The organism is Blautia sp. HCN-1074, assembly GCF_037890165.1.
GTDB lineage: Bacteria > Bacillota > Clostridia > Lachnospirales > Lachnospiraceae > Blautia_A.
This window is the reverse complement of record NZ_JBBKBP010000034.1, coordinates 13689-32493: the sequence shown is the minus strand read 5'-3', so window position 1 is coordinate 32493 and position 18805 is coordinate 13689. Positions and strand designations below refer to the sequence as shown.

General features: G+C 42.6%; 14 protein-coding genes. 1 reads left to right on the top strand and 13 read right to left on the bottom strand.

Features of this window, described 5'->3' with window-relative positions; genetic code table 11:
* Nucleotides 1–124: 124 nt before the first annotated feature.
* From mfd to WKT11_RS18600, 10 genes are all read right to left on the bottom strand, one after another.
* Complete coding sequence (gene mfd, locus WKT11_RS18645; RefSeq protein ID WP_340285532.1) at nucleotides 125–3448, bottom strand: transcription-repair coupling factor; 3324 nt, start codon at nucleotides 3446–3448, stop codon at nucleotides 125–127.
* Between the two features lie 267 nt (nucleotides 3449–3715).
* Nucleotides 3716–4297, bottom strand: coding sequence for an aminoacyl-tRNA hydrolase (pth, locus tag WKT11_RS18640; RefSeq protein WP_117677210.1), 582 nt, complete (start codon nucleotides 4295–4297; stop codon nucleotides 3716–3718).
* 11 nt (nucleotides 4298–4308) lie between these two features.
* A complete protein-coding gene (locus tag WKT11_RS18635) occupies nucleotides 4309–5259 on the bottom strand; it encodes a TIGR03943 family putative permease subunit (RefSeq protein ID WP_117677211.1) in 951 nt (316 codons plus the stop codon).
* 94 nt (nucleotides 5260–5353) lie between these two features.
* Complete coding sequence (locus tag WKT11_RS18630; RefSeq protein WP_117677212.1) at nucleotides 5354–6607, bottom strand: CobW family GTP-binding protein; 1254 nt, start codon at nucleotides 6605–6607, stop codon at nucleotides 5354–5356.
* Nucleotides 6608–6899: 292 nt separating this feature from the next.
* Nucleotides 6900–7133 carry a polya polymerase gene (locus WKT11_RS18625; RefSeq protein WP_117677213.1) on the bottom strand — a complete coding sequence of 78 codons (234 nt, stop codon included), beginning with the start codon at nucleotides 7131–7133 and terminating at the stop codon, nucleotides 6900–6902.
* Nucleotides 7134–7372: 239 nt separating this feature from the next.
* Nucleotides 7373–9256 carry a 1,4-alpha-glucan branching protein GlgB gene (gene glgB, locus WKT11_RS18620; protein ID WP_118516627.1) on the bottom strand — a complete coding sequence of 628 codons (1884 nt, stop codon included), beginning with the start codon at nucleotides 9254–9256 and terminating at the stop codon, nucleotides 7373–7375.
* Nucleotides 9257–9622: 366 nt separating this feature from the next.
* Nucleotides 9623–10933 (bottom strand): polysaccharide deacetylase family protein, encoded by a 1311-nt coding sequence (locus tag WKT11_RS18615; protein WP_243010105.1) that lies wholly within the window; start codon nucleotides 10931–10933, stop codon nucleotides 9623–9625.
* 350 nt (nucleotides 10934–11283) lie between these two features.
* A complete protein-coding gene (gene tig / locus WKT11_RS18610) occupies nucleotides 11284–12597 on the bottom strand; it encodes a trigger factor (RefSeq protein WP_117846234.1) in 1314 nt (437 codons plus the stop codon).
* Between the two features lie 18 nt (nucleotides 12598–12615).
* Complete coding sequence (locus tag WKT11_RS18605; RefSeq protein WP_117677217.1) at nucleotides 12616–14049, bottom strand: polysaccharide deacetylase family protein; 1434 nt, start codon at nucleotides 14047–14049, stop codon at nucleotides 12616–12618.
* Between the two features lie 69 nt (nucleotides 14050–14118).
* Nucleotides 14119–15939: a polysaccharide deacetylase gene (locus WKT11_RS18600; protein WP_340285525.1), complete on the bottom strand. Its 1821-nt coding sequence runs from the start codon at nucleotides 15937–15939 to the stop codon at nucleotides 14119–14121.
* A 338-nt stretch (nucleotides 15940–16277) separates the two neighbouring features.
* On the opposite strand from WKT11_RS18600, the gene WKT11_RS18595 reads away from it, so the two are divergent.
* Nucleotides 16278–16733 (top strand): hypothetical protein, encoded by a 456-nt coding sequence (locus WKT11_RS18595; protein ID WP_117677218.1) that lies wholly within the window; start codon nucleotides 16278–16280, stop codon nucleotides 16731–16733.
* Nucleotides 16734–16963: 230 nt separating this feature from the next.
* Here the strand turns inward: WKT11_RS18595 and WKT11_RS18590 are convergent, their stop codons facing one another.
* From WKT11_RS18590 to WKT11_RS18580, 3 genes are all read right to left on the bottom strand, one after another.
* Nucleotides 16964–17410, bottom strand: coding sequence for a DUF1934 domain-containing protein (locus WKT11_RS18590; RefSeq protein WP_178761071.1), 447 nt, complete (start codon nucleotides 17408–17410; stop codon nucleotides 16964–16966).
* A 145-nt stretch (nucleotides 17411–17555) separates the two neighbouring features.
* Nucleotides 17556–18377: a glutamate racemase gene (murI, locus tag WKT11_RS18585; RefSeq protein WP_117677220.1), complete on the bottom strand. Its 822-nt coding sequence runs from the start codon at nucleotides 18375–18377 to the stop codon at nucleotides 17556–17558.
* A gap of 116 nt (nucleotides 18378–18493) precedes the next feature.
* Nucleotides 18494–18784 (bottom strand): hypothetical protein, encoded by a 291-nt coding sequence (locus WKT11_RS18580; protein ID WP_118137432.1) that lies wholly within the window; start codon nucleotides 18782–18784, stop codon nucleotides 18494–18496.
* Nucleotides 18785–18805 lie beyond the last annotated feature (21 nt).

Here is an 18805-nt window from a genome sequence, read left to right as displayed (position 1 = left end):
CTATGAACAAATTGTACCATAAATATCTTATTCTGTAAACATACGTTCTTTTTTTAACAAAAAAATTGCGCGTCTAACTCATCTAACTCATCACTGAAGTAACGAGAATGCGACGCGCGGTCATTCAAACACACTCTTCAGCCATATTCTTAAGTTCTTCTGCAAATTCCGTCAGCGCAGGAATCAGACTGCCCTGAGGTTCCAGGATAAATTTCGGTTCCTGCTCATTCTTAAACTGCAAGCTTCTTCTGTATTTCTGCATGAGAAGCGGAATCCCTTCCGGATTCAGCTTTGCTTTTTCATAAAGTGTAATGCGCACTGATTTTCCGGTCTGCTTAATTTCTGTCACATAGCCCTGATGTGCGATAGCTTTTAACTTCGCAATTGCAAGGAGATTCAGCACTGCCTTTCCAGGTTCACCAAAACGATCCAGAAGTTCCTCTAACATATCATCATAGTCCTGCTGCGTTTCGATTCCAGCGATTCGTTTATAAATATCAAGTTTCTGGAATTCATTGCTGATATAGGAATCCGGAATAAATGCATCGATATTGAGGTCAATCGATGTCTCAAAATCTTCCATTGTATGGATTCCTTTTGCCTCTTTGACTGCCTCGCTGAGCATCTTGCAATAGAGATCATATCCCACCGCATTCATATGTCCATGCTGCTGTGCACCCAGCAGATTTCCCGCACCTCGAAGTTCCAGATCTCTCATGGCAATTTTAAATCCACTTCCCAGATCCGTATATTCACGAATAGCCGCCAGACGCTTCTCCGCAGTCTCCTTCAGCATCACGTTCTGCCTGTACATCAGGAATGCATACGCCGTTCTGTTAGATCGACCGATTCTTCCTCGAAGCTGATAAAGCTGGGAAAGTCCGTATCTGTCGGAATCATGGATGATCATGGTATTTACATTGGAAATATCCAGCCCTGTTTCAATGATCGTAGTCGAAACCAGTACATCAATATCACCATTTACAAACGCATACATGACATTCTCAAGTTCTCTCTCGCTCATCTGTCCATGTGCAAAATCCACCCTCGCATCCGGCACAAGTTTCGCTATGCGCAGGGCAACATCCGCAATATCCGTAACACGATTATAGACATAATAGACCTGTCCGCCCCTGCGCAGTTCTCTGTTGATTGCCTCCCGGACTGTCTCCTCATCATACTCCATAACATAGGTCTGAATCGGCATTCTGTCCATCGGCGGTTCCTCAAGAACACTCATATCACGAATTCCAATGAGGCTCATATGCAAAGTACGCGGAATCGGCGTTGCTGTCAAAGTCAGCACATCTACATCCTTTTTCAGCTGCTTGATTTTCTCTTTATGCGCAACCCCGAAACGCTGTTCCTCATCGATGATCAGAAGTCCAAGGTTCTTAAACTGTACATCCTTCGACAAGACTCTATGTGTTCCGATAATTACATCTACCTGTCCCTTTTTCAGGTCTTCAATCGCTTTCTTCTGCTGCGCCGGCGTACGGAAACGACAGAGAAGTTCCACTCGTACCGGGAACTCTTTCATTCGCTGTACAAAGGTGTTGTATATCTGCTGTGCAAGAATAGTTGTCGGGGCAAGATACGCCACCTGTCTGCTCTCCTGCACTTCCTTAAATGCGGCGCGCAGAGCAACCTCTGTTTTACCATAACCTACATCACCGCAGATCAGACGGTCCATGATTTTCGTGCTCTCCATATCCCGCTTGGCATCTTCAATGGCGCTAAGCTGATCTTCTGTCTCCTCATATGGAAACATTTCCTCGAACTCCCTCTGCCATACCGTATCAGGACCACAGACATAGCCTTCCTTTTCCTGACGTACCGCGTAGAGCTCTACCAGCTCTTTCGCAATATTTTTGACAGCTCCCCGGACCTTGCTTTTCGTCTTATTCCATTCCTGCGTTCCAAGCTTATTCAGTTTCGGAGTTTTTGCCGTATCACCGCCCGAGTATTTCTGAAGACAGTCTAACTGAGTTGCCAGAATATAAAGATTGCTGCCGCCACGATATTCAATCTTAATATAATCCTTAACGATCCTGTCCACTTCCACTTTCTCAATTCCGCGATAAATACCAAGCCCATGCTTCTCATGAACCACAAAATCCCCGATAGAAAGCTCTGCAAAATCCTGGATACGCTTTCCGTTATAATTCTTTTTCTTCTTTCTCTTCTTCTGTTCCTGACCAAAAATATCCGACTCTGTCATCACCGCAAATTTGATCAGTGGATATTCAAAGCCTTTTTTCGCATGACCATAAACCACCATGATCTCACCCGGCAGAATCTCCCTGTCATAATCCTGCCCGTAAAAAGCAGCCAGTCCTTCTTCCTGGAGATCCTTCGCCAGTCGTTCAGCTCTGGTACGGGAACCGGAGAGCAATGCGATCTTGTATCCCTGTTTCTTATACTGGTGAAGATCCTTTACCAGAAGTTCAAAGCTACTGTTATACGAACTGACTGATTTTACTTCCAGATAAAATTTCTCCCGGACCTTCCAGCCCGCCTGCTTCGGTTCCAGCGCACAGACAGAAATACAGTTTCTCTTATTTAATTCTTTCTGAAGTTCTTCAAAAGAACAAAGCCAGTTGTCCGGCAGATTCTGGCTGCCTTTTTCCTCGCGGTGCATACGGCTCTGGCGATATTCCTCTTCTACTGCTTCACCTTTCTCCGTCAGTCGATTCGGTTCATCCAGAAAAATAACCGATTTCTCCTTTGGAAAATAATCCAGGAAAGAAACCATATCAGATTCCCCGATATGTTCTACTGCCGGATAAATCGTAATCTCCTCCAGATTCTCGAGGGATCTCTGGCTCTCAGCGTCAAAACTTCGTATAGAATCGATCTCATCCCCCCACAGTTCGATTCTCCATGGATTTTCCTCTGTGAGGCAGTAGATATCCACAATACCACCGCGAATAGAAAACTGTCCCGGCATTTCCACCTGACCTACACGCTCATATCCCAGATCCACCAGTTTATTTTTCAACTGATCCATGTCTATCGTACTGTCATTTTCATAATGAATCAGCTGGCTTTTTATTTTTTCCAGCGGTTCCAGGAAATCCATGCATCCGTCAATGCTTGTGACAACTGTAAGTTCCTTTTCCTCCAGCAATGCCCGGATTACTTTCATTCTCTGTCGGATCAGCAGATTTCCATGAATATCTGCCTGAAAGAATAGAAGATCCTTTGCCGGATAGGAATATATTTTCTTATCATAAAACCGGTAATCTTCATAGATTTCTCTGGCCCGGCGTTCATCTTCTGCCAGGATCAGACGATATGGCGCAGTCTCGGAAAGACCGTACATCAGATGGGATTTCTGCGATTCCATACATCCCGAAACCTGCAGAATCCCCTTATTTGTTTTACTTTTTTCTTTAATCTGTTCAAACTCTGCAAGTCCATGCAGAGGTGCCATAAATGCTTTCATATTCACCTCTTATATGTCTCCGATAAATAAATCTTTCTGCCATTCATTGCTATTCGTAAGTCCCACCCACTGCTTTTTGCTTCTCGCAATTGAAGCAGGGGACTTACTTGATTCGGTTAAAAATATTACGCCAAAAGTTCCAGAACACTGCGGCAAGATAAAAGCGGCACCTGTTTTCCTGCTGTAGCATCATTAACAGTCACCGCTTTTCTTCCTTTTCTTCCATTAAAAGCAGCCAGCATGTGCCACTTACCACTTTGCCGCTTCTTACTTCTGTGCAGGTACTTTTCTGTTATATTCGTTCATCGCCGCATCTACGCCCTGTGAGATCATGATATCCACAGCCTTTGCCGCTTTTTCTATTGCTTCATCCACAAGTTTTCTGTCTTCTGTGGAAAATCTGCCAAGTACATGATCTGCAAGATCCCATCCCTTTGGCTTAGCTCCTACACCTACTTTAATGCGCAGAAACTTCTCTGTGCCAAGCTGACGGATAATATCCTTAATTCCATTGTGTCCACCTGCGCTTCCCTGCTTACGGATGCGAAGCTGTCCCGGTTCCAGATCAATATCATCATAAATAACAATCAGTTCTGTCTCCGGATCAATTTTGAAATAATTCGCCATCTCGCGGACAGGTCCGCCACTCAGGTTCATAAAAGAAAGAGGTTTCATAAGAATAACCTTTTCTCCGCCAATCATCGTTTTTCCGTACATGGCATTAAATTTCACGCCGCCCTGCGGAACATTGTAGTCCTCTACCAGATGATCAATGGTGTCAAATCCCATATTGTGCCGTGTTGCTTCATACTCTCTCCCGGGATTTCCCAGTCCCACTACTAAATACATATGCGCGTCTCCTAATTAAAATATACCATTTCGTCTTTCAGAGGTTCGCATTCTTTTGCATCACTTGCATAAAGCACAATGCCTTCGCCCTGATATTCTGTACGGTTTTCAAAAGCAACCTTTGCAGTTACCTCTACCCAGCTTCCTTCTTTGATATGAGATGCATTATCACTTCTGCACACATATCCAAGAAATGTAGTATCATCTGCACAGCAAGTCATTGCAACACGTCCCGGAACAAAGAATTTGCTTCCCATTCCACGAGGTTTCATAACACGACCTTTAAAGCGTACAGTTTTACCCACATATTTCTCCGGGTTATCCATTGCATCTACAAACCAGATTCCGTAATCTTCCGGCTGGATCTCAATGACAGGTGCATCAATATCAAACGGCATCTCATCCTGGAAAATGTCGTCCATTTCACCTTCTTCATCCTCAAAAATAACCTCTGCACTCTGATTTGCGACCTTAATTCCACGTCTGTATGCAGGAAGCGGATCTCCCTCTTTACAACGGTTAAATACAACCATATCTGTATTTCTCACCATATCCATGAACAGAGACTTCATATTTGCCATATAAACCTGATAAGTTGTCGCATCTACGCAGGTAATCTCCTGCTCAATACCCCAGCCGTCCGGAAGCTCCATCTGCTCGAATTTACTTACAAGCCACATTCCATTGTATTCGATCACAACACGTTCCGGCTGATGGATGATATCCATCGCAGCCAGACGCTGAGGAGTCAGATCTTCTTCATCCTCGATCACTTCTATAACTGTGTTTGTAAGTTTCAGTTTATCCATATCATATTCTTCTTCGCCTTCTTCGCAAAGAATCAGCAGTGTCTTTCCATCAATGGCGAAATAGTCCTGCTGTAATGTAAAATCCAGGAAAGTTGTCTTTCCACTCTCCAGAAATCCTGTTACCAAATAAATGGGAACTCTGATATCATCCATAATTCTATTTCCTTTATCCTGATTATTTTGTCACTGCGCTACGGTTTATCTGTAAGCCGTAACTTTTTTTATTACCGGACGCGGTAATTGTTTTTTATTCTGCAAGGCCAAATAACTCTGCAAGTTTATCTTCTTTCAATTTAGAACCAATCACGCAGAGACGGCCCGTATATTCCGGTGCTCCCTCACGAATCTCTGTTTCTTCCGGAACCATATCAAAGTAGATCCATGTTCCATCTTCTGCCGGAAGCATTCCTTTTGCACGAAGGATGATACCGTAATCTTCAGAAGCAGAAAGAGCTTCGAGCATTTTCTCAAGTCCTTCTCTTGTATACTTCTTAATTGTCTCGCGTCCCCAGCTTGTAAATACTTCATCTGCATGATGATGGTGATGGTCGTGGTGATCATGTCCGCAGCCGCATTCATGGTCGTGGTCATGGTGATGCTCGTGATGATGCTCATGCTCATCATGGTCATGTCCACAACCGCATTCATCATCGTGGTCATGGTGATGCTCATGTCCTTCATGATCGTGATGATGCTCATGCTCGTCGTGGTCGTGATCACATCCACATTCATCATGATGGTGTTCATGCTCATCATGATCGTGATGATGGTCATGCTCGTCATGGTCATGTCCACAGCCACATTCGTCCTCGTGATCATGGTGATGATGTTCTCCATGTTCATGTACATGTCCGCATTCCGGGCATACCTCTTCTTCTGCCATCAGTTCTTCTTCAAGAGATACCGGTTTCTCCATAACCTCAAGGATTTTCTTTCCATCAAGTTTCTCGATCGGAGTAGTGATGATCGCTGCTTTTGCATTGATTCCACGAAGAAGTTCCATAGCCTGCTGTGCTTTCTTCTCATCAATAATGTCTGTACGGCTCATAATGATTGCGCCGGCATATTCAACCTGATTGTTAAAGAACTCACCAAAGTTTCTCATGTACATTTTGCATTTCTTTGCATCTACTACAGTTGTGTAGCTGTTCAGTACGATATCTACATCTCCCTGAACACCCTGTACCGCTTTGATAACATCTGACAGTTTACCAACACCTGACGGCTCGATCAGGATTCTGTCCGGATGATATTTATCAACAACTTCTTTCAGAGAAGTTCCGAAGTCTCCAACCAGAGAACAGCAGATACATCCGGAATTCATTTCACGGATCTGGATTCCTGCTTCTTTCAGGAACCCACCGTCAATACCGATCTCACCGAATTCATTCTCAATCAGTACGACCTGCTCATCTGCATAAGCCTCTTTCAGAAGCTTCTTGATTAATGTAGTTTTACCGGCTCCAAGGAAACCGGAGATAATATCAATCTTAGTTGCCATCGTTTTGTTTCTCCTTTTCTATTTTTATGTTTTTTTACAAATTTATCTTGTAAGCAGATATGAAATAATTGTAACTGTTCAGTACCTCCACAGTTACGGTTAAAAATCGCCTTTGGCGATGGAGTTTTACCTTGTATGTCTCGGAATTTTGGCATATTCGCTTATATCCCATCTACTTATATATTTGTCCGTAACGCATTTATTATACACAAGCTTTCTTTCAGATTCAAGTCTGTCACACGCAAAGAAGGGGACATGATCCAATATCATGTCCCCTCTCGTATTTTAATGATCAACCGTTAATCATAAAGCTCATTAATTTATCAATATCTTCTTTCTCGTATGCAACGATCTCAAGTTCCGGAATCTCTCCGCCTGAGAAAATGTTTGCCAGAGACACATACTGGGATAATTTGGATTTAAGGTTCAGTCTGTCACCTTCGCCTGTTACTAATTCTACTCTTCCTTCGCAGCTGTCAACTACCTCAAAAAACTTCTCAATATCTTTAATGTTAGATACTTTCATGTTCATTCTCCTTTCAACATGTAAACTTTTCTCTCTATTCCTTGTTTTCGCGCTAATTATAACGCAGTTATATACAAAAAGCAATTATTGATTTTGCACGAATTTTCCAGGTATTCCATACGCTTAGTTATAATATCGCTAAATAACGCAAGTCCTGTTCCGGTCAAAACTTAATATGTTATTGTTCACTCCGCTCTTAGCAACATATCCCGTAGGATAATTGTGTCTGAGCAATAACCTTAATATACAAAAATTGCAACTCCATAAGCTGGCAGCGGATATGCAAATGAGAACTGTCTGTCATCGCATTCCTGTTTCACAGCCTTGAATGTCTTTGGCTCTGTCAGTCCGTTCTCATCCATGATCAGCTTATACTGTTTCTTCTTCGGAACACCAACTCTGTAATCCGGACGGTCAACCGGTGTAAAGTTAACTACATACAGAATATTATTTCTCTTCGTCGGCGATTTTCTTACAAAGCTGAAAATACTTCTGTCTCCGTCATTGGCATTGATCCACTCAAAGCCTTCCGGATCATTATCAGCCGCATAGAGCGCCGGATATTTCTTATAAATAGTAAGAAGATCATGTACATAATTCTGCAGATCTTTATGAGGTTCCTCATTCAGCAGGAACCAGTCAAGTTCTCTCTCCTCACTCCACTCACGAAGCTGTCCGAATTCCTGTCCCATGAAAAGGAGCTTCTTACCCGGATGACAGGTCATAAAGGAATATGCCGCCTTTAAATTCTTGAATTTATCCGGCAGTTCGCCCGGCATCTTCTCAAGCATGGAGCATTTCAGATGAACCACTTCATCATGAGAAAGAACCAGTACATATCTCTCACTGTATGCATAAGTCATGGAGAATGTCATCTTATTATGATTGAATTTACGGAAATATGGATCCAGTTTCATATATTCCAGGAAGTCATTCATCCATCCCATGTTCCATTTCAGGCTGAATCCAAGTCCGTCTTTCTCAGCATCTCCTGTAACCATCGGCCATGCTGTCGATTCCTCAGCGATCATCACTGTTCCATGATTTCTGCCGAGAACAACGGTATTCAGATGTTTAAAGAATTCAATCGCTTCCAGGTTCTTGTTTCCTCCGTATTTATTCGCAACCCATTCTCCGTCTTTCTTACCATAGTCAAGGTAAAGCATAGAGGCAACCGCATCCACACGAAGTCCGTCTACATGACACTCTTCAATCCAGTAAAGAGCATTTGCGATCAGGAAGTTCTTAACCTCCGGGCGGCCATAATTGTAAATCTTAGTTCCCCAGTCAGGATGTTCTCCCTGTCTCGGATCTGCATGCTCATATACTGCAGTTCCGTCAAAATTCACCAAACCATGGGCATCTTTCGGGAAATGTGCAGGTACCCAGTCAAGAATAACGCCGATCTTATTCTGGTGGAAATAATCGATCATATATTTGAAATCCTGCGGTGTTCCGTATCTGGAAGTCGGTGCATAATATCCGGTTACCTGATATCCCCAGGAACCATCAAACGGATGCTCGGCGATTCCCATTAATTCTACATGAGTATAACCCATCTCTTTTACATATGCAGTCAGAGAATGTGCAAGTTCCCGATAATTATAGAATCCTTCTTCATTCTCCTCTGTCCACGGATGTTTCATCCAGGAACCCGGATGAACTTCATAGATTGCCATCGGCTGTACTGTCTCGTCAAACTTCTCTCTGTTCTTGATCCATGTGGCATCTTTCCATTTATAATCTGTAATGTCTACAATCCTGGATGCCGTTCCCGGACGCTTCTCAGCCGCATTTGCATACGGATCGGCTTTATAAAGCTTCTCTCCATGTGCTCCTACGATAAAGAATTTATATAACTGTCCAATCTTGGCTCCCGGAACAAACACTTCATAGACACCGATCGGTCCTACCTTCTTCATCGGACTGGCCTCTTCATCCCAGTCATTAAATTCACCAATTACAGATACTGACTGGGCATTTGGTGCCCAGACCGCAAAATATACGCCTTTTTTTCTTCGATATGTAGTAGGATGAGCGCCCAATTTCTTATATACTTCGTAATTGGTTCCCTGTCCAAACAAATACTGGTCTAAATCCGTAAATTTCATACTCTCGCCCATCTGGAGTCCTCCCTTAATATTCATGTTTCTATCTTTTCACGGATATGAAAATATTATTGCTCACTGCAACATAAACAATAACACAAGAAGAACCCTGCAAAGCAGGATTCTCAGCCTGCGGTGGATCGTTCCAGACAACATCTTCCTTACTGCTGCAATGCGATCCGACCCGGCAGGGCTATGAACTGACTCTTAGTCATTCTATAAGCTTTATTATACCAACCCCCATTCGCTACGTCAATTAAAAATATGTGTATATTTAACAATTTTTATGCGTTTTTTGTGTTATTTTTGTAAAAAACACAAAGAGCAAAGAAACGCTGTCTTTCGCATTTCTTTGCTCTTTTTATTACTTTTTATTGTCCTTTAATATTCAGAGTCATCTCCGTAATCCACAGAATCGTCACTGTAATCTTCCGAAGAATCATCGCTGTAATCGCCGCTTCCGTCGTCATAGTTTCCATCTGAACTGCTGTCATCTGTACTTCCATCCTCACTTCCATCAGAATAATCTGAGTTTCCGTCAGAAGAATCTGATGAATCAGTTGTACCATCTGTGGAATCCGTAGAAGCTGCTGCATCTGCTCCGCCCTGATATCCGGGAACACCACCGTTGCTGAGTGTACTCGGCCAGAAATCAACATAACATGCATTCTGTAATGTTACATTCTTAGCTTCTGCCATCTCACTTACCGTCACAAGTTTATATCCTCTTGCAATAAGATCCGGAATCAGTCTTATGGCAGCCTGTACAGACGGCTCATGGATATCATGCATCAGGATAATTGTTCCATCTGTAAGATCTCCGTTCATTACTGCATTATAATCCGCATCCGCATCCATCAGCTTCCAGTCTTCCGTATCCAAAGACCACATAAAGAATGGTTTATTTACTGTATTATAAATATCTGTATTTCCATCTCCGTACGGTGCACGTGCTACTGTCGCTGCCTGTCCACAGGCCTGAGTCAGTGCATCATCCGTATCAGAAAACTGTTTGGCAACTGAATCAAGGTCAATCGTAGTCAGCTGTGTATGATCCCAGGAATGACTTCCGATCTCACAGCCAAGTTCCAGCATACGTTTCGGTGCATCCGGATATGCACTTACATTCTGTCCAAGCATAAAGAATGTTGCATGTGCATTATTCGCCTCCAGGCAATCCAGAAGCTCATCTGTATACTGTCCCGGACCATCATCAAAGGTCAATGCCAGCATCGGCCGTACCTGACTCGGATCATAAGATCCATCATCATTAAAGTAGTAATCTTTTACGCCCTTTGTCACCCATCCAGTCTGAATATATCCGTTTTCATCAAATGAATATGTCACACCGTCAATATCCTGAAATCCATTTGCAAAATATGTACCATCTGCATTCTGATACCACTTTCCGTTAGTATCTTCATGCCAGCCTGCTGTCATCGTGGAGATCTTATCCGTATCTGATTTACCCTTCAGTGGCTGTCTCACAGCCGCATCAGAATTAGCCTGAACCTCTTCCGTATCTGCCTGGGCCTGCACAGTCTGATTACTGCTTCCGCCTCCGGCTACATGATGAGCGATTGGAATAATGATTCCTCTCACCACAAATACAATAGCCAGAATCAGACCAAGCACGGAGAGTCCGATCTTCGTATAATGACGAATCATCATCTGGCGTTTTTTTCTGCGCATCCTCTCGCGCAAAACCCGCTTATCCATTGTTTCCTTTCCCCATTTCTATTTACATTAATTTAGCCAAGAACGTTTATCTGCAACTGCTGAATAGCTTCATAAGTTACTGTCATTCTTTTTGTAACTTCAATCATAACTCATTTACCAGGCAAATACAATGCCAATTATTCGTTACCGTTCACTCCGTGCCCGGTAACGTTACTGTTCGCTCCGTTCGCAGTAACGTTGCCAAAATTCATTCCAGATTGCCTGCGGCAATGGAATTTTGGCTTGTATGTCTCGGGATTTTGGCATATTCATGCCAAAACACCTCGCGGAATAGTGGTGTGTGAACAGTAACCCGGTAACCATTATTCCACTTCTTCTGTCCCCAGTTCCTCTTCCAGATTTACGTCAACATCAGAACCACTCTGATTTGTGCTGCTATCGCTGTCATCTGAATTTCCCGCGTCATCTGAAGTATTCGTATCTTCTGTATCCGTCATATCCTGTTCACTGTCTGAGTCTGAATTTTTTGCAGCTGCTTCTGCATCATCCGCGATCACATCGCCATTCGCGACTTTATCACTAACGCTTGCATTCTTTATAATAAAATCCTCTACTCTGAGAAGACCAATTGATTCGTCTACATAAGTCTGCCCGTATGTTCCAACCAATTCTGCGATATCACCGGCACCCATCTGTTCCACCAGTTCCTCCTGCAGCTGAAGGCTCTCTTTATCATCAAGAGACAGCCCTTCCGCATCCATGATTCCCTGTACAATCAGATTCTGTTTCACTTTACCTTCTGCATACTGCTGACACTGCTCGTCAAAATCATCCTGGGAAATCCCCTGGCTGTCTATGAATTCCTCTAAAGTCATATCCGCTTGTTTTGCATAAACTTCCATACTGCTCTTAAACTCAGAAATTGCAGAATCCACATCCTCCTGCGGATACTCTTTCACTTCCGAATTCTCAAGTACTGTACTCCATGCAGTATTTTTAAGAACTTCCTGTGCTGAATTCTTCGCTTCTTCCTCCAGCTGGCTGCGAACGCTTTCCCGATATTCATCCACAGTCGTATAATCTGTATTCTTTGCTACCCACTCATCGGTAAGTTCACCTGCGCGGCGCACATTCTGTACAGTGACTTTATATACAACTTCCTGACCTGCCAGAGTTTCATCTGCGTAATCTGACGGAAAATCAATCTTGATTTCCTTTGTTTCGCCTTTCTTCATTCCGATTACGCCATTCTCAAACTCATCAAACATCTGCCCCTGACCAATCACAAAATCATAATTATTGGCAGTCCCGCCATCAAAAGTCTGTCCATTCTTAGTTCCCACATAGTTCACAGTTACCAGATCACCTTCTTTGGCACTGTCAGATACAGGTTCTGCTTTATCCTGCAGATCCTGGTCAATCTGTGCCTGCACATCATCATCTGTGATTGCATCCACTGTATTATCCAGAGTCAGTCCTTTATATTCTCCAATCGTAATATATTTATCTACATTCTCAACCGACACAAGCCTGGTTGTTCCCACTTCTGCTTTTTTATTATCGGCAGACTTTTCTGTTTTTGTATTGTCTGTAATAACAGCCGCACCATCACCACATGCGGATGCAGTTAGTGCAAAACAGGCCGCAAACATGGCAAGATATATTTTTTTCTTCATAATAAATAATACTCCCTTCTACATTCCCGGTACCGGAGTCGGTCTTGATGAATCCCATACCTCTGATACGTCAAAAAGATCACTGAGCATTTCAGGATTATAGTACATTCTGTATCCATCCAGATTTCTTCTTCCCTGACGGAAATAATCACCTGTAATCTGTACGAAATACTGGCTGGAATCTACATTACAGAAATAACGGTATCCCTGACTCTTATAAAATTCATATTTCTCATTATCAGCAGAATATCCTTCCCAGCTTCCGATATCTGCTCCAAATGCAAAGATGATCATATCTGTTTTCCCAAGAATCGGAGCGACATATTTCTGCCACTTTTTATCATCTCTCTTTAAATCATCCAGCGAAGTAGCTCCAACATCCTTATGTCCCCAGGTATGGCTGGCAAACTCCCAGCCCTCTGCTTTCATAGCCTTCGCTACCTTCTTTGCATTCTTTACTTCCTGCTTATAATCAAAATCCGGGTTCTCCTCCAGAAACTTCTTCTGGTCATCCTGGAGTTTCTTTCCTGTTTTATATGCAATGTCCGTACGATAGCCAAGAACGCCATTATAACCTGTCATCGCCAGGATACCTTTCCTTCCATGATAAGAAAAGTCCGGATGTTCTTTTACAAAGGTATCGATCAACGGAACCATATCGTAGTCTCCTGTGGAAATACTTCCGTCGTCCTCTATATATTCATTCTTAACTTCACCATTGGAATCCACAACAAGTTTTGACGCAAACCCATCTCCATCCATATAGTGATAGTAACTTACATCATCCTGTGATAAAACAAACGGAATCTTTCCCGGTGGCAGCATAATACTGCCTCTGGACATTGTTCCATCTTCATTTACAACTGCCATATCATGGGGGCTGACCATTACATAACCTTTATCATACATATTCTGTATGATCTTATTAAATTCATCAATTGTTGTCATATACTGATTATATCCGTCAGAATCCGACTCTCCGTCAAAAGCTTTCGAGGTGTCCTTAATCAGTGTATGAAAAAACACATGTGTGATTTGTTCGAGCGGATATTCTGTGCAGGTAGCTTTCGTGTTCTCATAATCAGCCACCGCATTCTGCATATCTGTATTACTATCATAATCCGGCTGACTTTTTAGAAGTTCTATGGCTCCATCATAATTGTACTGTGTCGCCATAAGTGAAGCCTGCTCCAGCGGAGATTCCTGTGTTTCAGCCTGCTCTCCCTCATTCAGGCTGGTACCCTGCTGCTCATTCTCTGTTGTATCAGTATTCTGTTCTGTATCAGCATCCTGACTACCATCTGTCTGTACTGTTCCCTTCTCTGTTTCTGTACTTCCAGCTTTGGAATTCAGGAACGGAATATCCTGTTCAAACGGAAGGATTCCGCACCCGCTAAATCCCAGTGATACGCATAAAACTGCTGCCATCACACATGCTGCTTTTTTTCTCATATTCTGCCCCTTTCAATTATGCGTCTCCTTTATTCTGTCAGCGAACACTGTTCGTCCCCTTTATTATTCTCATCCCATAGTCGGGACCGGCACCGGTCTGGAAGAATCAAACACTGCCTGTGCATCAAACAGATCTGAAAGAAGTTCCGGATTATAGTACATTCTGTATCCATCCAGATTTCTCCTTCCCTGGCGGAAATAATTGCTGCGGATCTGTACGAAGTACTGACTGGAATCCACATTGCAATAATAGTTATACCCCTGGCCCTTAAGATATTCAAATTTCTCCCCTGAATAATCTTCTACACTGGTAAGATCTGCACCAAATGCAAAAATAATAATATCTGTTCCACCGATCAGCGGATCAACATTCTCTTTAAATTTCTGTGTATCTGCCTGTAATCTCTCCAGACTTACCTGACTTACATTCTGATGGCCCCAGGTATGACTCGCAAACAGCCATCCTTCATCTTTCATGGCCTGCGCAACTCTGGCAGCGCCTTCCCTCTCTGTATTCAGATCAAAATCCGGATGTTCATCAAGCCATTTCACTTTATCTGCATCCAAATCATCCGGACGGGTTTCATAACTGCTGTCTGTACGATAACCAAGAATTCCATTGTATCCTGTAAGCGCTACAATTCCTTTTGCTCCTCTGTATGAGAAATCCGGATGTTCTTCCACGAAACGGTCAATCAGAGGAACCATGTCGTAATCTCCTACAGAAATACTGCCATCATCTTCTACATATTCATTACGGACCTTGCCTTCATCATCCACAATAAGTTTCGTGGCAAATCCGTCCCCGTCCATATAATGATAATAACATACATCATCCTGCGAAAGGACAAACGGCACTTTACCTGGCGGAAGCAGAATTTCTCCCATATTCATGTTTCCATTCTCATCTGCTGTCGCCATATCATAAATGCTGACCATAACATATCCCTTATCATACATACTCTGCGTGATCTGATTAAATTCATCAATCGTTGTCATAACCTGGTCATAATCCCCTGTTTTATAATCCCCGTCAAATGCCTTGCTGGTATCTTTGATCAGTGTATGGTAGAAAACATGTGTCACCTGATCTAACGGCCAGGAAACACAGGAATCTTTCTTCTTCTGGTAAACCTTGACCGCATGCTGGAATTTCTCGCTTGTCTGATAAGTGTCACTGCCCTGAAGCAAAGCAATAGCCTTATCATAGTCATACTGATTTGCCGCATATTTTGCCTGTCTGTAAAGAGCTTTATCTTCTTTGCTCAGACTCTCTCCTTCCGGCGTTGCCTCAGGTGTTGCTGTATTTTCAGCTTCCGCTTCTCCCTCTGCTTCTGCAATTGTCTGGGCAGTCTTTTCTTTCCTTGTACCAAATAACTTTGCCATCTGAGTGATCTTTGTCTGCTGCTCGCTGAAAAATGTCTGCAATTCTTCCCCGTAAAATCCCACGCCGATTCCGATTGCTACCGCTGCCACTACTACGATTCCACCGGCAATACGCACTCTCTTTTTTCTGCGGCGAAGTTTATTGCGCCGTTCCAGTCTGGCTGCTCTTCGGGCCTCATATGCTTTATTGTCATCATAGAAGAAATCCTCATCCTCACTTGCAGCCGGAAGTTCTTCCTCCTCAGATGACTTATCCTGTACTTCTGTCTCTGAAGTCTGTGCCTGTTTCTCTGTTTCTGATTCCTGCAAAGCACTATCTGCATTTGTATCTTCTGTATTTGTATCTGTTGCCTTTGTATCTTCTGCATTTGTATTGGCATCTGCCATACTTGTATCTACTGCATTCTTATCTGCTGTATTTGCAGCCGTTTCATTTTTAGTTACTTCTTCCTTATCTGAAAGTCTCTCCTCTGTATTTTCAGAGTCAGGCTTTAATTTGCTCATACTTTCCTCCTTTTTATCCTCTGAATAAGTAATTGGTGAACAGTTACCTTTTGTTCAGTACTTTTATTGTTATCTGGATAACCATATTATAACCACACACAGGCTTTCCATCCTGTAAAAATGTTTTTACTACAATTATAACGTATAATAATACAAATTTCCAGTTACTATTCGCACTACACTTTCTCGCAAAATATTTTTATATACACCTGCCAAAATCCCAAGAATTCTTTTTTAATAATTGCGTTTTGTCCTGTTTAATGATAAAATAATTTTTATGCAATGGGCTGTCTATCTGTAACAGCCCCTGTGAAAACACACATATTAGGAGGATGCAAATGAGTACAGTAACAATAGTCCTTCTGGTCATTCTTGTTATCCTGATCGCTGCACTGATCGGTTTATATTTCTTCGGCAAAAAAGCTCAGAAGAAACAGGAAGAACAGCAGGCTCAGATTGAAGCAACAAAACAAACCGTTTCCATGCTGGTTATCGATAAAAAGAGGATGCCGTTAAAAGAATCCGGACTTCCTCAGATGGTAATTGAACAGACACCTAAGCTTATGCGCCGTTCCAAACTTCCGATCGTTAAAGCCAAAGTCGGACCAAGGATTGCTATCATGATCGCAGATGAGAAAGTCTTCGATCTGATTCCGGTTAAGAAAGAAATCAAAGCCGAAGTAAGCGGTCTTTATATCGTAGGCGTGAAAGGAATCCGTGGTTCTCTGGAAGCACCGGCTACTAAGAAGAAAGGTTTCTTCGCAAGATTTAAGAAAGATAAAGCTGCTAAATAATCACCAGTTAAATCAGTCAGGTGAATATTTACTGTATGAAAAAGACCGATGATCTTTGATATGTCTCCTGCTTCGCAGGCAGCATATCCCCATATAAGATCATCGGTCTTTTATTTAATTCTAATCGTTTTACACCTATCTGTAAGTTCTCCTATTTATAGGTTCCATTCAAGTCCCCTCTCACAGCTTATTGCTCTTCGCAATTGAAGCAGGGGACTTACTTGATTCGGTTAAATCGTGAAATCCTTACAATCCTTCGGCTGTGCCTTAATCGCAAGATAGCAGTCTGCCACATGCTCCTGATTCATATCCAATGCATAGTCAACCTTCATATCAAGGCTGCCGTCATTTTCCTCCAGATTCATATTCGTTGCAGCAATTCCCATCTCGATTGTTCCATAAGGAGTCGTATAGTAAGTCATATTCTTCTTACCCTGTTCAAAAACCATGTGAACATTAACCACACCTTTTTTGCGGACTTCCATGCCCTTAGGTGATATTTTTATGTAATTAATCGTAGGTTCTGCGAAATCCTCCAGAATCTCTTCATAGCGCAGATAATGACTTCCATTCCGGAAATAATACTGTCCAGGTACAACGATCTCGACCGGTTCCTGATCGCCATCTGCATCTATTGTCTGAAGTCCCCTTACGTGAATCAGTACTTCTTTATCCATTTCTCTCATACTCCTGATATTCTTCTATAGCTTTGTTTTTATGTATCATTCCAGCTGCTACAATATTTTTAAGAATCACTATAATTCAGCACCTGACAGTTCATATAATCAATCACACTGTCTTCTCTTTTGCAGCTATAATATATCAATACTTTTCTATGTCTATTTTCTTGGTCATCTCCACATCATACGGCAGAATCGAATTGGCAAATGCCTTAAACTCATCCGCCAGGTCACTTACATAGAAGCGGTACGGAAATTCATTCTTCTCTGTACCTTCGCTGGAAAGTCCTTTCTCATCCAGCAATCTGCGCAGCTCAAGCGCAGTCTCATAAGCCGGATTCACCAGACACACATCCTCTCCCATGATCTTTCTGATCGTAGATCGAAGCAGTGGATAATGTGTACATCCCAGGATAAGTGTATCTACCTCTTTATCCTGCAGCTCCTTCAGATATCTGGCAGCAACCTCATCTGTCACAGAATCATGTAGCCATCCTTCCTCAACCAGCGGTACAAAAAGGGGGCATGCTTTTGCAAAGACTGTGATCGTTGGATCCAGTTTCTTAAGGTATTCTGCATGTATACCACTTCCTACTGTTCCTACAGTACCAATAATTCCAACCCTTTTATTCTTAGTCTGGGCTGCTGCAACCTCAGCTCCTGGTTCTATTACACCAATGATCGGAATATCAAATTCATCTCTTACTGCATCCAGTGCAAATGCACTTGCCGTGTTACAGGCAATGACGATTGCCTTGACCTGCTGTTCCTGCAGAAAACGGATGATCTGCCGGGAGTACCGGATAATTGTCTCTTTCGATTTACTTCCATAAGGCACTCTCGCCGTATCACCAAAATATACGATTTTCTCTGAAGGAAGATTGCGCATAATCTCACGCGCAACGGTCAGTCCTCCCACACCGGAATCAAATACTCCAATCGGTGCCTCTCTGTCTATATTCATTAATTTCTCTCCATCTCTATTGATTGTTCGTAACTGTTCAGTACCTCGCGGAATAGCAGACTGCTGAATTGTTACGATTGTTCATTATCTTTCATAATGATTGTCCCATTATTCTATCACCAATCAAGAGCCCGCGCAAGCCAGAAGGATATCTTTATGTCATCTTTCTGGTCTTTATTTTCCTCAGGGATCTGAGAGAAACAGAATTTCGGATAGAGCGTTCCCCACCATGCGGTAACTGCTGTCTGTTCCTGTCGTTTTTGTGCGAAATTTTGTACTTGCTGCGGCATCGTTCCCGCCAGAATCGCACCTGCAAGTCCTCCTATAATCGTAATGGTCAATTTCTTTGTTATCTTTCCTGCTATACCTGTTTTTCTTTTTATCATTGCGTTTCTTCTATTTATCATTGCATAAACCTCCTGTTAATT